Annotated in this window: 13 protein-coding genes; 6 read left to right on the top strand and 7 right to left on the bottom strand. The window is 66.6% G+C overall.

Annotated features, from left to right (window positions below):
- Nucleotides 1–2,040: chromosome segregation SMC family protein (locus tag AC5RVB_RS11570; RefSeq protein WP_494142751.1), on the bottom strand; the 2,040-nt coding region annotated here is incomplete at its 3' end.
- Nucleotides 2,041–2,254: 214 nt separating this feature from the next.
- Here AC5RVB_RS11570 and AC5RVB_RS11565 point away from each other — a divergent pair.
- Genes AC5RVB_RS11565 through AC5RVB_RS11550 form a run of 4 tightly spaced genes read left to right on the top strand, consistent with a single transcriptional unit; the run spans nt 2,255 to nt 7,872 of the window.
- Nucleotides 2,255–3,280 carry a 3-oxoacyl-ACP synthase III gene (locus tag AC5RVB_RS11565; RefSeq protein ID WP_494142752.1) on the top strand — a complete coding sequence of 342 codons (1,026 nt, stop codon included), beginning with the start codon at nt 2,255–2,257 and terminating at the stop codon, nt 3,278–3,280.
- The gene (locus tag AC5RVB_RS11560; protein ID WP_494142750.1) at nt 3,274–5,973 is read left to right on the top strand and encodes an alpha/beta fold hydrolase; all 2,700 of its coding nucleotides are present in this window, start codon (nt 3,274–3,276) and stop codon (nt 5,971–5,973) included. Before AC5RVB_RS11565 ends, AC5RVB_RS11560 begins: the two co-directional genes overlap by 7 nt.
- Complete coding sequence (locus tag AC5RVB_RS11555; protein WP_494142749.1) at nt 5,970–7,043, top strand: NAD-dependent epimerase/dehydratase family protein; 1,074 nt, start codon at nt 5,970–5,972, stop codon at nt 7,041–7,043. The genes AC5RVB_RS11560 and AC5RVB_RS11555 overlap by 4 nt, the downstream gene beginning before the upstream one ends.
- A 10-nt stretch (nt 7,044–7,053) precedes the next feature.
- On the top strand, nt 7,054–7,872 hold the full coding sequence (locus AC5RVB_RS11550) for a serine hydrolase domain-containing protein (RefSeq protein ID WP_494142748.1): 819 nt from the start codon (nt 7,054–7,056) through the stop codon (nt 7,870–7,872).
- A 47-nt stretch (nt 7,873–7,919) separates the two neighbouring features.
- Here the strand turns inward: AC5RVB_RS11550 and AC5RVB_RS11545 are convergent, their stop codons facing one another.
- The 5 genes from AC5RVB_RS11545 to AC5RVB_RS11525 form a co-directional block, all read right to left on the bottom strand.
- Complete coding sequence (locus AC5RVB_RS11545) at nt 7,920–9,386, bottom strand: HNH endonuclease (RefSeq protein WP_494142747.1); 1,467 nt, start codon at nt 9,384–9,386, stop codon at nt 7,920–7,922.
- 263 nt (nt 9,387–9,649) lie between these two features.
- Nucleotides 9,650–10,630, bottom strand: coding sequence for a bifunctional DNA-formamidopyrimidine glycosylase/DNA-(apurinic or apyrimidinic site) lyase (gene mutM, locus AC5RVB_RS11540; protein ID WP_494142746.1), 981 nt, complete (start codon nt 10,628–10,630; stop codon nt 9,650–9,652).
- A gap of 11 nt (nt 10,631–10,641) precedes the next feature.
- Nucleotides 10,642–11,349 (bottom strand): ribonuclease III, encoded by a 708-nt coding sequence (gene rnc, locus AC5RVB_RS11535; protein ID WP_227901464.1) that lies wholly within the window; start codon nt 11,347–11,349, stop codon nt 10,642–10,644.
- A gap of 88 nt (nt 11,350–11,437) precedes the next feature.
- Nucleotides 11,438–11,641 (bottom strand): 50S ribosomal protein L32, encoded by a 204-nt coding sequence (rpmF, locus tag AC5RVB_RS11530; protein ID WP_146364453.1) that lies wholly within the window; start codon nt 11,639–11,641, stop codon nt 11,438–11,440.
- Nucleotides 11,642–11,643: 2 nt separating this feature from the next.
- Nucleotides 11,644–12,210, bottom strand: coding sequence for a YceD family protein (locus tag AC5RVB_RS11525; RefSeq protein WP_227901578.1), 567 nt, complete (start codon nt 12,208–12,210; stop codon nt 11,644–11,646).
- Nucleotides 12,211–12,438: 228 nt separating this feature from the next.
- On the opposite strand from AC5RVB_RS11525, the gene AC5RVB_RS11520 reads away from it, so the two are divergent.
- On the top strand, nt 12,439–13,020 hold the full coding sequence (locus AC5RVB_RS11520) for a YdcF family protein (protein WP_494142745.1): 582 nt from the start codon (nt 12,439–12,441) through the stop codon (nt 13,018–13,020).
- Here the strand turns inward: AC5RVB_RS11520 and coaD are convergent.
- Complete coding sequence (coaD, locus tag AC5RVB_RS11515) at nt 13,017–13,490, bottom strand: pantetheine-phosphate adenylyltransferase (RefSeq protein ID WP_227901462.1); 474 nt, start codon at nt 13,488–13,490, stop codon at nt 13,017–13,019. The two genes, AC5RVB_RS11520 and coaD, sit on opposite strands and share 4 nt — an antisense overlap.
- 40 nt (nt 13,491–13,530) lie before the next feature.
- On the opposite strand from coaD, the gene AC5RVB_RS11510 reads away from it, so the two are divergent.
- Nucleotides 13,531–14,778 carry an aminotransferase class I/II-fold pyridoxal phosphate-dependent enzyme gene (locus AC5RVB_RS11510; RefSeq protein ID WP_494142744.1) on the top strand — a complete coding sequence of 416 codons (1,248 nt, stop codon included), beginning with the start codon at nt 13,531–13,533 and terminating at the stop codon, nt 14,776–14,778.
- Nucleotide 14,779 lies beyond the last annotated feature (1 nt).

Here is a 14,779-nt window from a genome sequence, read left to right as displayed (position 1 = left end):
CTCCGCCCGGCTCCGCGCAGCGGCCAGCCGGGCATCGGTCTCCTCCACCGCGGCCTGGATCTCGATGAGCCCCGGCGCCGAGGCTGATCCGCCGCGGGCCCTGAACACGGACAGCACGTCCCCGTCGGAGGTCACGGCGGTTACCCCGGGCCGGGCGGATACCAGTGCCGCGGCATCATCCAGACTCTCCACTGCCACGGTGTCTGCCAGCAGCTGGTTCAGCGCTGCCTGGATCCTGGCATCGGCACTGATCAGGGACAGTAGCGGCACTGCCCCTGGCGCAAGGTCAGGGCCGTCGGCGGCGGACAGGCCCGTGTGCCCGGCAGGAAGTCCGCCCAGCAACAGCTCGACCTGCCCGTCGCCGGTATCCTTGAGGTGGCGCAGCGCCCGGGCAGCGGCTGCCAGGTCATCCACCGCGAGCGCTTCCGCGGAAGCGCCCAGGGCCGCCTCGACTGCCCTCTCATACCCCGGCTTGACGCTGATCAGATCGGCCAGCGGCGCCAGCAGTCCCGCAACGCCGGCCTCACGCAGTGCCCCGCTGCCGTCGCGGCGGTCCAGCCCCACGGCGAGCGCCTCCCTGCGCGCCGAGAGGGTCTCGATTTCGCGCACCGCTTCATTGCGGGTGTCCAGCAACTGCTCCAACGCATCCCGGGCGGCCGCCAGGTCTGCCTCGGCCGCCTCATAGCCGGCGTCGAGGTCCGCTTCACCGGCTTCGTCACCGGCAACGGACGCCTCAAGCTGCTCAAACTCCGCCTGCGCGGTTGCCCGGCGCTCCCCCGCTGCCGTGATTGATCCCTGCAGCTGCTCCAGTTCGGCCTGCGCGGAAGCCAGCCGGGAGCGGGCAGCATCTTCCTGCCCGGACAGCCGGGCCAGCCCTTCGCGGCGGTCCGCCGCCGCACGGAGCACGGCCGCCAGGCGTTTCTCCTCGGCAGCGGCCTCCTCCTCGGCGTCCTCACGGATTTCGACGGCGTCCTCCAGCCGTGCCTGCCGGTCGCTGATGTCCGCTTCAAGTGCGGCGGCCTCGGCCCGTACCCGCTCCGCGGAGGCCAGCAGCTGCTCCGGGTCCCGTCCGGAACCGGCTGTGGGCTCTTCGGTCCCCAGCAGCCGGGCACGTTCAGAGGCCAGTGCGCTGAGCGAACGGAACCGTTCCTGCAGCGAAGAGAGCTCATACCAGGTCTCCCGGGCGGCGTTCAGCGCCGGAGCCGCCTGGGCGGCCAGTGTCTCCAGCTCCGCCTGCCGTTGCCGGCCGGCCGCTACCGCTTCTTCAACCTGCGCACGCCGTGCCTTGAGTGCCGCTTCATCTGCAGCTTCTTTTTCGTAGGAGGCCTTCAGGGTGGCCAAATCATCGGCGAGCAGGCGTGAGCGGGCGTCGCGGACGTCCTGCTGCACGGTCTTGGCGCGGCGCGCCACGGCCGCCTGCTTGCCCAGCGGGCCGAGCTGGCGGCGCAGTTCGGCGGTCAGGTCCGTCACGCGCGCCAGATTCGCCTGCATGGCCTCAAGCTTGCGCAGCGTTTTTTCCTTGCGGCGGCGGTGCTTGAGGATGCCGGCGGCCTCCTCGATAAACCCCCGGCGTTCCTCGGGCGTCGCGTGCAGCACCTTATCCAGCTGGCCCTGCCCGACTATGACATGCATCTCACGGCCCAGGCCCGAGTCGGAGAGCAGTTCCTGGATGTCCAGCAGCCGGCAGGGGCTGCCGTTGATGGCGTACTCGGAGCCGCCGGCACGGAAAAGGGTGCGCGAAATAGTGACTTCGGAGTATTCGATCGGCAGCGCGCCGTCGGCGTTGTCGATGGTCAGCGATACCTGTGCCCGGCCCAGGGCCTGCCGGCCCGAGGTACCGGCAAAGATCACGTCCTCCATCTTGCCGCCGCGCAGTGTTTTCGCGCCCTGTTCCCCCATCACCCAGGCCAGGGCATCCACCACGTTGGACTTCCCGGAACCGTTGGGGCCCACCACGGCGGTTACGCCGGGTTCAAACTCAAAGGTGGTGGCCGATGCGAAGGACTTGAAGCCTCGCATGGTCAGGGTCTTCAGATGCACTGGGGTTAATCTCTCCTGCCGGGGTTGATCTCCTAAATCTACGCGGTTAGCGTCAAAATTCCGCTCTACTCGGAGAGCGTAATCCGCCGTTTCCCTGCTGATTCGCGGGGCCGGAAAGTACGCTGATAAATGAGTCATATGATTTTAGGGCGTGGATGCAGGCTTCACGGCGGCCGCCAGCGCGATAGTCACATCATCAGACAAGGCAGGCATTTTGACCGGGAACTTCAACTTCCAGCACTCCAACTCGGCCATCCTCAGCGTTAACAGCGTTGAAGCTCCGGTGGTCATGACGTCAAGTTCCTTCGACGAACGGCTTGAGCCTTCTCTGAAGCGGCTGCGTCTTTCCAAACGGCTGTTGGAACGGGTTGCCGGAGTCAGCGAGCGGCGGTGGTGGGCCCCCGGTTCCGCGTTCGACGACGGCGCGATCGAAGCGGGCGCGAAGGCGCTGGCGGAGTCCGGCGTCGAGGCCTCCCAGATAGGCCTGCTGATCAACACCTCGGTCACCCGCCGGAACCTTGAGCCATCCGTTGCAGTGAAGATCCACAACGGACTGGGGCTGCCCTCCTCCGCAATGAACTTCGACCTGGCCAACGCGTGCCTCGGATTCGTCAACGGCATCACCCTGGCCTCCAACATGATCGACTCAGGGCAGATCAACTATGCCCTGATTGTGGCCGGCGAAGATTCCCAGGGCGTGCAGGAAGCCACCTTCGAGCGGCTCAACCGTCCCGATTCCACCCGCGAGGACTACCTGCGCGAGTTCGCCACCCTCACCCTGGGCTCCGGCGCCGCGGCAGCGGTCATCGGCCGGGCAGATAAGCACCCCGGCTCACACCGGATCCTGGGCGGTGTTTCGCGTGCCGGAACCCAGCACCATGAACTGTGCGTGGGCGGCGTCGACGGCATGTACACGGATACCAAGGGCCTGCTGGACGGCGGGCTCGAGCTGGTAGTGGAAGGCTGGAACGAGGCACAGGAAAACGGCTGGAACTGGACCGGCATGGACCGCTATGTCACCCACCAGGTGTCCAACTCCTACACCAACGCCATCATCAAGGCCGTGGACCTGGACCGTGAAAAGGTGCCGATCACCTTCCCGAACTGGGGCAATGTGGGGCCGGCGTCGCTGCCGATGACCCTGGCCCAGGAAGCGCGGACCCTGAACCCCGGCGACCGGGTGCTGTGCATGGGCGTGGGCTCCGGGTTGAACACCACGATGATGGAGATCGCGTGGTAGAAGAGCTCTGGCCCGGCGTTTCCTCAGCCTGGTCCACGTTTATCCGTGTGCCCTCCACCGCCGCCGTCGACGTTCCCGGCCGGGTCCACAAGTGGCACATCCTCGATAACGGGCCCCAGCTCGCCGCCGACGGTATCGAACCGGCGGGGACCCTGCTGTGTGTGCACGGCAACCCCACCTGGTCCTACCTCTGGCGCAGCCTGCTGGCCGCCGCGTCCACGGCGGAGAAGCCGTGGCGCGTGGTGGCCGTTGACCAGCTGGACATGGGCTTTTCCGACCGCACCGGCGTGTTCCGCCGCCTCGAGGACCGGATCACGGACCTTGGCAACCTGACGGATGCCCTGGGCATCACCGGTCCGGTGGTCACCGTCGGCCATGACTGGGGAGGCGTGATTTCCCTCGGCTGGGCGCTGCGGCACCGTCGCCAGCTGGCCGGAACCATCCTGACCAACACAGCAGTGCATCCGGCCGGGTTCTCCCTCCCGCCCGCCCTGAAACTGGCCTTGCATCCGGCCGTCCACCCGTGGGGCACCCGCAGCACCGACGCCTTCATCCGTGTCACGCACGCCCTGGCCCAGCCTGCCCTGAGCGCACCGGTAAAGGACGCCTTCGCACTGCCGTACCGCAGTGCCGTGCGCCGGCAGGGTGTGGCCAACTTCGTCGCCGACATCCCGGCCGATGAAACGCACCCGAGCTGGCGTGCGCTCAACGCCGTGGCGGACGGGATCCGCCGCTTGAACGTTCCCTCCCTGGTTCTTTGGGGTCCCAAGGACCCGGTGTTCTCCGACCGGTACCTGCGTGACCTGCTCGAGCGCATGCCGGCTTCTTCCGTCCACCGGTTCGAGGGCGCCAGCCATCTGCTGCCCGAAGACGTGGATATCGCCTCCCCTGTTTTCAGCTGGCTAAAGACTGCCGTGGAAACGCCGGCGAATACCTCGCTGCGGCGCAGCGATCCGTTCCGTCCCATGCTGGCCGAACTCGACGAGCGGGCGGGCGACACCAGCGCCGCCGTCGTCGACATGGCGCCGCTGGACGGAAACGACACCGGCGCCGGTCCCCGCACGCTGTCCTGGGCAGGCCTCGCCGAACGGGTCAACGCCCTGGCCGCCGGTCTGGCCGCAGCCGGGGTCCGTCCCGGGACCCGGGTGAACCTGCTGGTGCCGCCTGGCATAGAACTGACCTCGCTGATTTATGCCTGCCTGCGCCTGAACGCCGTCATTGTGGTCGCCGACGCCGGGCTGGGTACCAAGGGACTGGGCCGGGCGATCAAGGGCGCAGGTCCGGCCTTCCTCATCGGCATTGACCGTGCCCTGATCGGTGCCCGGGCCTTCGGCTGGCCGGGGATCCGGATCAGCGTTGATGAGCTCACCCCGGCCCGTAAGCGCCTCCTCGGCGTTCAGCACTCGGTGGCCGAACTGATTGCCGACGGCGCCGGCTCCGACGTTCCGTGGCACCCCGTGGACCCCGACGCCGACGCCGCCGTGCTGTTCACCTCCGGCTCCACCGGGCCGGCCAAGGGTGTGGTCTACACGCACCGGCAGCTGGCTGCGATGCGCGACGCCATCAGGAACACCTACAACCTGCGTGCCGGCACGTCCCTGGTGGCCGGGTTCGCTCCGTTCGCGCTCCTCGGTCCCGCCCTCGGTGCGACGTCGGTGACCCCGGACATGGATGTCACCTCCCCGCGCACGCTGACGGCCGCGGCCCTGGCCGATGCCGCCGTGGCTGTGAACGCCACCACGATCTTTGCTTCTCCGGCGGCGCTGGCCAATGTGCTGGCCACCTCCGGCAGCCTGGACGCGGCGCAGAAGGCCGCACTGGAACAGGTGGAACTGCTGCTGTCCGCCGGCGCCCCCATCGCCGAACCCCTCCTGGCCCAGGTGCAGGAGCTGGTACCCGGCGCTTCCCTGCACACCCCCTACGGCATGACGGAAGCCCTGCCGGTGACCGACATCAGCCTGGAGGGCATCCGTTCGGCAGGCTCCGGTAACGGCGTCTGCGTGGGAACACCGGTGTCCGGTGCCCGGGTAGCCATTGCCGAAGTCCTTCCGGACGGCTCGGTGGGCAGCGAACCGCTAACAGCCCCGAACCGCACGGGTGAAATCCTGGTCAGCGCCCCGCACGTGAAGGACCGGTATGACCGGCTCTGGATTACCGAGTCCCGCAGTTCGTCGATTCCCGGCTGGCACCGCACCGGCGATGTCGGCCACCTCGACGACGACGGCCGGCTCTGGGTGGAGGGGCGCCTCGGACACATCCTCACCACGGCCGAGGGTGTGCGCACGCCGGTGGCCGGGGAACAGGCCGCCGAAAGCGTAGACGGCGTGGGCCGTGTGGCCGTCGTCGGCGTCGGTCCCGCCGGCGGGCAGGTCCCCGTGGCCGTTCTGGAAACCTCTCCCCCGGTCCGCCGGGCAGGGCCCGCGGATGCCCAACTGGCTGCTGCTGTGCGCTCCCGGGTTCTTGAGCTCTGCGGGTACGACCTGGCCGCGGTGCTGGTGCTGCCGGCCATGCCGACCGATATCCGGCACAACTCCAAGATTGACCGTACTGCTCTGGCAGGCTGGGCATCACGGCTGCTGGCCGGTGGTCCGGTGCCGAAGCTGGGCAAACGCGGCAAGGGTGGCCCTGCCGTTCCTGCCGTCGCTCCGGAGGGCAACGCCGCGGTACCGGCTTTTGAAGGAGCATCGCGATGACCAACAGCTCTGCTCCCGGCGTATCTGCGCCCAGCGAACCTGCACCCCGCGAACCTGCACCAAGCGATTTCGTCCCCCGCAACGTCCTGGTGACGGGCGCCAGCGGTCTGCTCGGCGGTGCCGTGGCCGACCTGCTGGCCGCCCAGGGGCACAAGGTCCGGACCTTCCAGCGCCGTCCGGGTCTGGATGGCACCGATTTCGTGGCCGGCTCGGTCTCGGATCCTGACGCCGCGGCCCGCGCCGTGGAAGGTATGGACGCCGTCATCCACCTTGCTGCCAAGGTGTCCTTCACCGGCGAGTGGCACGAGTTCGAGGACACCAACATCCTGGGGACCCAGATTCTTCTCAAGGCTGCCCGCGCTGCCGGGGTACGCGACGTCGTTTTTGTTTCCTCGCCCTCGGTAGCGCACTTCGGCGAACCGATTGCCGGTGCCGGGGCGGGCACTGCCGATCCGGCACGTGCCCGGGGCTTCTACGCTGCGTCCAAGGCCGAGGCAGAGCTGCTGGCCCTGGCATCCAATTCCCCCGATTTCCGGGTCACAGCCATCCGGCCCCATATTGCCTGGGGTCCCGGCGACACCCAGCTGGTGGAGCGGGTGATTGACCGTGCCAGGTCCGGACGCCTTCCCCTGCTCGACGCCGGAGCCGCCCTGATCGATACCACCTATGTCGACAACGCCGCCGCTGCTATTGTCCGCGGGCTCGACCGGATGGACGCGGCCCAGGGCAAGGCCCTTGTGGTGACCAACGGGCAGCCCCGTCCGGTGGGTGAACTGATTGCCGGTATCTGTGCCGCTGCGGGTGTGAAAGCTCCGGGGTGGAGTGTGCCCGGCAGGATTGCCCGGAAGGCCGGAAGCGTGATCGAGCGTGCCTGGCTGGCTGCGGGAAAGCGCGGGCTGGTCCATGACGAGCCGCCGATGACCCGTTTCCTCGCCGAACAGCTTTCCACCTCGCACTGGTTCGATCAGAGCGAGACACGCGCCGTCCTGGACTGGACTCCCGAGGTGTCCATCGAAGACGGCATGGCCCGGCTGGCCGAGCACTACGGCGGCCGCGCCCCCAACTCCTAGGATGAGTGTTGTGAACAGCCTGCAGACGATCGATTCCTGGCCGGTGGATACCGCCGCTGCCGCTGTGGTGTCCGCTGACGGTGAGGTGCTGGGAACCGCCGGCGACCAGGACCGCCGCTTTCCGCTGGCTTCCGTCACCAAACTGCTCAGCGCCTACACCGTGCTCATTGCCCTGGACGAGGGGGCGCTGGAGCTTGACCAGCCTGCCGGGCCGGAAGGGTCCACGGTTCGGCACCTGCTGGCCCATTCCGGCGGCTACGACTTTGGCGAGCGCACGGTCCGTTACACGCCGGGCACGCGGCGGCTGTATTCCAACGCGGGCTTTGAAGTGCTCGGTGAAAAGCTGGAAAAAGCTACCGGCATCGCCTTCGCCGAGTACATGCGCGAAGGGCTGCTGGTTCCCCTGGGCATGGCCGCCACTGCGTTGGAGGGCTCCCCGGCTGCCGGGGCGGTTTCTACTGTCGCGGACCTGAGCCGGTTTGCGGCCGAACTGCAGTCGCCCGTCCTGACCGATCCAGGCAGGCTGGAGGAGGCCAGCCAGGTGGTCTTCCCGGGTCTGACCGGAGTGCTTCCGGGTTTTGGCCGGCAAAAGGAGAATGACTGGGGACTGGGATTCGAAATCCGTGATCACAAGTCGCCGCACTGGACGGGGGCCAACAGCTCCCCCAAAACCTTTGGCCACTTCGGTCAGTCGGGAACGTTCCTGTGGGTTGACCCGGACGCGCAGGCTGCTGCCGTGTGCCTCACCAACCGGGACTTCGGTCCGTGGGCAGCAGAGGCCTGGCCTCCGTTCACGGATGCGGTCCTCGCGGAACTCGCCGGGCGCTAGGCTCCGGTGTAGGCGTCGGCGTCGGTGCCGGTGCCGGTGATTCAGTCCTATGCCGCCCATACGAGATCGGTGATTCCCACTTCGAGGGTCCCGGTGGGCTGATGCTCTCCGCCGCCGCTTCCGGGCAGCGGTGGCGCGGTGGACCGGTAAGTGTGCCCGGTTGGCGTGGTGGTCTCGACGGTGTGGGACCCAAGGATGGTGTGGGATCCAAGGACGGTGTGCGATCCCGGCTCGTCAGCTACTCGGGTCTTCCAGTCAGGTGCTTCCTTTGCTTGGTTGCACGTCTCGCAGAGTCCCTGCCCGTTAGCAGCACTGGTCGGACCGCCTCGCTTATGCGGCCGGATATGGTCCGTATGCCGGATCGGCGCCCCGCACCACGGCATCCGGCAGGTCTGGTCGCGGGCAGCAACAAACCGTGCCAAGGACTCGGGGAACAACCTGGCTCGGGAATCCATCGCAATCAACTGGCCGGTAGCAGGCTCGGCGTAAAGCCGCTTAATCCAGCGTTCGGCCTGTTTCTCCTCGGTTCCCGCGGTCTCCCGCTCCCTTCTGGTGCGGCTGGACTTCCCGGCCAAGCTCGTGCCCCGCACCAAGTCCCTGGCCCACTGCGCCGGAACCGGACCATATCCCGGCACGATGGCCGGCTCGGAGTCCCCGGCAAGCAGCGTCCGGTCCGACATCACCAGCTGCACCTCGACCTTCATCCCGTTGGCATCCGCCTCTCCGGTAATCCGCGCCACGAGGGTGTCGGCCATGATCTGACCCCGTCCCCTGGCGTCCCCGGCAGCACGGAGCCGGTCCGCTTCGCGCGATAAGGCAGCGTATACGCCAACGCCCTGGGCCACAGGAAGCAGACCGGTCAGATACGTCATGGTGTCCGGAGCCGGGCGGCAGGAGACGAACCGCTCGGAGGCGGCCTTGGCAGCCCGCCGAACCGCCGGCTGCGGATCCAGCCGGTAGGCGGCACTTCTGGCGCGGGCAATAATCTGGCGGTCGCCCAGTCCCTCAAGCACACGGGGGTCCCCGGCTACTTCCTCATCCACCCGTTGCCGGTCCTCCAAGGTCAGGCATGCTGTCTCCCGAACCAGCAACGTTGCCCGCCATTCGCTGATTGTCCCGCTCGTAAGGGCCTGCAGAGTGCAGGGCATCTCGGAGACCAGTGCCGTTGCGAAACCCAGGAGCCGTCCTCCGCGGTTGGCCGACTCCCTACGTGCCAGGGCAATCTGTGACGCAACACCGCGGCCCAGATCTTCGCGCGGAACTCCCGCTGCGGCCTGCTTCCGGCGCTGGGAAGCATCAAAGGCCACGGCGGCCCGAGCCTGGGCAGCAGATGCGGCGGCTTTTAGCTCCTCGAGCGCCCGGATCCGGTCAATGAGTTCGGCATCCTCCGCCAGCGCCGGCGTTACCTGTCCGGCAGGGTCAGACTCAGCCAATACCTCCACCCATCCATACACCGCGGCACTGCCGGCAGTGGCCGGCGCCCGGTGTTCCTGGGGGGAAGAGTATTCGAACATGTGTTCGAGTGTAGTCGTGAAAAGAGCAGCGAAACAGGGCGAAAGTACCTGTTCCGCTACCCGTTTTTCCCGCCTTCAGCGAGTGCGCAAACCCCGAACACCGACGCCGTACCGCGCCGAAACAGTGTGCCGGAAATTGCGACCCCGGGCGGACGTAACTCGAATGCCCTCACCAGACCAAAGAGCACTCGCGGCGGGTGCCATCTGGCAAAATCGAAGACCTGGACGGTCACCCGATCCAGTTCGTGCAACAGGCGTGAAACCTACCAGCGCCCGTTCCGCGGCTTCGGCTGGCAGACCGGACACGAATAAGAGGACCGGTTCATAAAGGAGTCCCGGCGGATCAGGGTGTTCAGCCCCAGCTCAGCGCACCTCGGGCAGGGCTCACCTTCGCGGCCGTAGGCGTTCAGGGACCGGGCGAAATACCCCGAGGCGCCGTTGACATTGACGTACAGCGAATCAAAGCTGGTTCCTCCGGCGGCCAGGGCACGGGTCATCACGTCCCGCACCGCTTCCACCAGCCGCAGCGCGTCGGCGCGCCGCATCGTGTCGGTGGCCCGGGCAAAGTGCATCCGGGCCGCCCAGAGGGATTCGTCGGCATAGATGTTGCCCACACCGGAGATCAGGCCCTGGTCCAGCAGGGCACGCTTGATTCCGGTCCGGCGGGAGCGCAGCCGGCGGTAGAAATCATCAAAGGAGAAGGCCGGGTCCAACGGATCACGGGCAATATGCGCCGCCTCCGCAGCCACCAGAGGCAATCCGGTCTCGGAAAGCCCGCCGGGTTCACCGTCGGGCGTGGGGACCAGGTCGGTGAGGAACACTCCCCCGAAGATCCGCTGGTCCACAAACCGCAGCTCCGAGGGCATTGGCGTTCCGGCAGCGTCAGTGGCAGGGCTGAGCGTAAAGCGGACCTTGAGGTGCTTTTCATCGGGCAGGGAGGAATCCTCCATCAGCAGCTGCCCGCTCATCCCGAGGTGCGCCATCAGCGCCAGGTGCGGGACGCCGTCGTCGTTCCCGGGGCCGGCGACGGCGGATTCCTCCACCAGCGGCAGCCACAGGAACTTGCCGCGGCGGACGACGTCGGTGACAACTGCGCCTTCAAGGTTGCCGGCGAGGTCCTCGGGGCCGGCGGCATGGCGCCGCACGGAACGCGGATCCAGGATCCGGACACCGGTGATGGTGCGCCCGCGGACCCATGATGCGAGTCCGCGGCGGACCACCTCGACTTCGGGGAGCTCTGGCACAGCCGGGGCCTTTAGGAACCGGCAGCCGCGGCGTCGGTCTTTTTGGCGTTGATCATCTTCCAGGAGGCAGCGGCAGCTTCCTGCTCGGCTTCCTTCTTGGAGTGTCCGGTCCCGGAGCCGTACGGCTTGTCCCCAATGTGGAGCACAGCCACAAAGCTGCGCGAATGGTCGGGGCCTGAGCCGGAGACCCGGTACTCAATCTCGCCCATTTTCCGGCTGGCGGCTATTTCCTGGATGCTGGTCTTCCAGTCCGTGCCGGCGCCGAGGGCGTCGGCGTCGGCCAGCAGCGGGCCAATCAGGCGCATCACCATCTGCCGGGCGGTTTCAATGCCGTGGTCCAGGTACACGGCGCCGATTACGGCCTCCGTGGTGTCTGCCAGGATGGAGGACTTGTCCCGGCCGTTGGTCAGTTTTTCACCCTGCCCCAGCAGGATGTACTCCCCCAGCCCCAATTCGCGGGCAATACCGGCGAGGGCGCGGGTACTCACGACGGCGGAGCGGCGCTTGGCCAGTTCACCTTCGGAGAGATCAGGATTATCCCGGTAGAGCGCATCGGTTACCGAGAACCCCAGAATTGAATCGCCCAGGAATTCCAGGCGTTCGTTCGTGGGGATGCCGCCCTGCTCATAGGCATAGGAACGGTGCGTGAGTGCAAGACGAAGCGTCCCGGCGTCGATATCGACACCGAGACGCTTCATAAGCTCTTCAGTATTCTTCACTTTTTGGATACAACCCGAAAAGCAGTATTCACGGACCCGCCTGCAGCAACATCCCTAGGGGTGTACATAGCGGACCCGAACACTGGTCTTAGACGTCCGCGACCTTGCGGCCCTTGTATTCAAGGAACAGCGCGGTGCCGGCGGAGTCGGTTACGACCTTGGCCTGGTGCGGCAGGCTATAGGTGACGCGGCCGTTCTCCACGGTCTTCACCAGGTTGGGCGCGGTCGCCTTCCACTGGGACCGGCGTGCACGTGTATTCGCGCGGGACATTTTCCGCTTCGGAACAGCCACGACTAACTCTCTTCTCTCTCGTCTGACTCTGTACTTGGTGCCGCAGTATCTTCTGCGGCGGTGCCGGTCAGCCCGGCGAGGGCTGCCCAGCGAGGATCCATGACTTCATGGTGGTGACCCGGATCCTCTTCAAGGCGCGCTCCGCATTCGGAGCAAAGGCCTTCGCAGTCTTCCCGGCACACCGGCTGGAACGGCATGGTAAGAACCACGGCGTCCCGCAATACCGGTTCAAGATCGATGACATCTCGCTCGATCCGGCGTTGCTCTTCTTCCTCTTCTTCTTCGAAGGACTCAGCGTCCTCGTAGTAGAAGAGTTCCTGCACATCGACTTCTTGGTCGTACGCGAGTGGCTTCAGGCAGCGGCCGCATTCGCCCCTTACGGGAGCGATTACGTCGCCGGACACCAAAATCCCTTCGTGCACGGCCTCCAACCTCAGATCAAGCTCGAGGTCGGATCCTTCCGGAACGCCGATAAGCGCAACACCGAAGTCTTTCGGTGCCGGTACATGTTCATGCATGGTCCGCATCGTTCCCGGGCTGCGCCCGAGGTCCCTGACGTTGATAGCCAGGGGAGAATCCGGATTGGACCGCGAAAATTCGCTAATGAGAACTCCTGTAGAACATAGACCGACATATCATCTTAGCCTGACTTGCCGGTATCTCTCAAACTGCGGCTGGCAGGCAGCCGAAGAACGCGTGCATGCACGGTGTTCCGAGACCAGTTTACCCGTCCCCGGCCGTGGCGCTAACCGGACGTCCTGCAGGCCTGCCGGGCCACCGTCGCCTAGGGTTGGTACGTGCCTTCCCTCCACCGGCTCCTGCGCCGCCGCGTCCTTATACAGCTGACGACGGCGGCCCTCTGCGTGGGGTTCGTCTGGCTGCTGGTGGCTGTAAACCTGTTTGTGTTTCCGTCGGCCGCTTCCGACGAGCCTCCCCGGGCCGACGCCGTCGTTGTCCTGGCCGGCGCCAGCAGCGAGCGGCTGCCCGTGGGACTGGGCCTGCTGAGCGGGGACCGTGCACCGGTGCTGGCGCTGTCCGCCACCCATACGCCGGGGAATGCGCGGACCGACTATATCTGCACGCACAACGTGAACCCGCGGGTAATGTGCTTTTCCCCGGAGCCCATGACCACCCGCGGCGAGGCCCGGGCTGTGGCACGGCTGGCCAGGGACAACGGATGGAGGAACATCATTGTGGTGACCTCCAGCTATCACGTTGCCCGTGCCGGTCTGAACCTGGAACAGTGCAGTTCGGTGGACATCACTTTGGTGGCATCGCAGCCGGATATTGGCCTAACCAACTGGATGGGCCGTTTCGTGGAGGAAACCGGCGGAATCGCTGCGGGCTTTATCCGCCCGGCCTGCGCCAATCCGGTCTAGCGCGGAGTCAGCAGCCGCTTCAGCACGGTTCCCGGCACGTACTCCGAGATATCGCCGCCCAGCCCGGCCACTTCCTTGATCAGGGAGGAGGAGAGGTGGGTGTAGCTGCCCTCGGCCGGCAGGAACACGGTTTCGACGCCGGTGAGGTGCCGGTTCATCACGGCCATCGGCAGTTCGTACTGGTAGTCCTGGACGGACCGCAGGCCCTTCACAATGGCGTTGGCACCGTATTCGCGGCAGAACTCAGCCAGCAGGCCTTCCCCCATCGGAACAACTGATACTCCGCGCAGCGAGCCCAGGGTTTCCGACGCCAGTTCCAGGCGCTCTTCGGCGGAGAAACGGTATTTCTTCGCATAGTTGGTGGACACCGCCACGATCACTTCGTCGAAAAGACTCGCGGCACGGGCAATCACCTCCACATGGCCGTTGTGGATGGGATCAAAGGAACCGGGGCATACAGCGCGTCGCATAAGTCGAATCTACCGGGTGCGGCGGGGTAATACTTGGTGGATGAGTTCTTCACCAGCCGCGTCCCTGCTCCGCTCCCGGCAGGCTCCGGGCCCCGCCCCCTGGCAGCGCACCGCCGCCGGTGCCAATCTCCTGGCTCCGGACGGCAACCTGGGCGTGACCATTTTCGAGGAAATCACCGCCCTGGCCGGACGTCACGGGGCGATTAACCTCGGCCAGGGTTTCCCCGACGAGGACGGCCCCGCGGAAATGCTCGACGCCGCCCGGGCTGCCATTGCAGGCGGCGCCAACCAGTACGCCCCCGGCCAGGGTCTTCCGGTGCTCCGCAACGCGGTGGCGGCACACCAGAAGCGGTTCTACGGCCTGGACCTTGACCCGGACACCGAGGTGATCGCCAGCACCGGCGCCACCGAAGCCATTGCCTCCACCCTGCTGGCGTTCACCGGCCCCGGCGACGAGGTGCTGACCTTTGAGCCGTTCTACGATTCCTACGGCGCGGTGATCGGCCTCAGCGGTGCCACACACACCACGGTTGCCCTTCAGGCACCGGATTTCCTGCCCGCCGACGGCGCCCTGGAGGCGGCCTTCACCGACCGCACACGGGTGGTCCTGGTCAATAATCCGCACAACCCCACCGGGACGGTGTTTCCGCGGCGGGTCCTGCAGCAGATAGTCGATCTGGCCGCCCGGCACAACGCCGTGATTGTCACTGACGAGGTTTATGAACACCTGACCTTCGACGCCGCAAAGCACATCCCCGTAGCCACGCTGCCGGGGGCCGCGGAGCGGACACTGACCATCTCCTCCGCCGGCAAGACCTTCTCCGTGACCGGCTGGAAGATCGGCTGGGTGACCGGTCCGGCGGATCTGGTGGCAGCGGTGCGGACCGTCAAGACCTTCCTCAGCTACACCTCGGGCACACCCTTCCAGTCCGCCGTCGCCATCGGCCTGGAGCTTCCGGATGAGTACTTCACCGGCGCCGCTGCCACCCTGCAGGCCAAACGGGACCTGCTCAGCTCCGGCCTGCAGGCTGCGGGTATGGCCGTGCTGCCCTCACAGGGCACGTACTTCGTCACGGCGGATACCTCCGCACTGGGCATCACCGATGCCACGTCCCTGGCCCGCCGGCTGCCGGAACTGATCGGGGTGGCGGCCATACCCGTGGCCGTGTTCTGCCACGACGACGGCGCGCGGCGCACCCGCTCGCTGCTGCGGTTCGCCTTCTGCAAGAAGACCGAGGTCCTGGAACTGGCATCCGAACGCCTCGCCGGACTGGGCGGTGTGCTGTGAA

The sequence above is a fragment of the Arthrobacter sp. Y3225209 genome (genome assembly GCF_059090685.1).
Note: the sequence above shows the minus strand (reverse complement) of the source record. Positions and strands in the feature narration are given on the sequence as shown.

Bases quoted from the DNA above. Each gene is read 5' to 3' on its own strand.
- AC5RVB_RS11555 (WP_494142749.1), top strand. From the start codon at position 5,970: ATGACCAACAGCTCTGCTCCCGGCGTATCTGCGCCCAGCGAACCTGCA.
- AC5RVB_RS11545 (WP_494142747.1), bottom strand. From the start codon at position 9,386: ATGTTCGAATACTCTTCCCCCCAGGAACACCGGGCGCCGGCCACTGCC.
- coaD (WP_227901462.1), bottom strand. From the start codon at position 13,490: ATGCGACGCGCTGTATGCCCCGGTTCCTTTGATCCCATCCACAACGGC.
- AC5RVB_RS11510 (WP_494142744.1), top strand. From the start codon at position 13,531: ATGAGTTCTTCACCAGCCGCGTCCCTGCTCCGCTCCCGGCAGGCTCCG.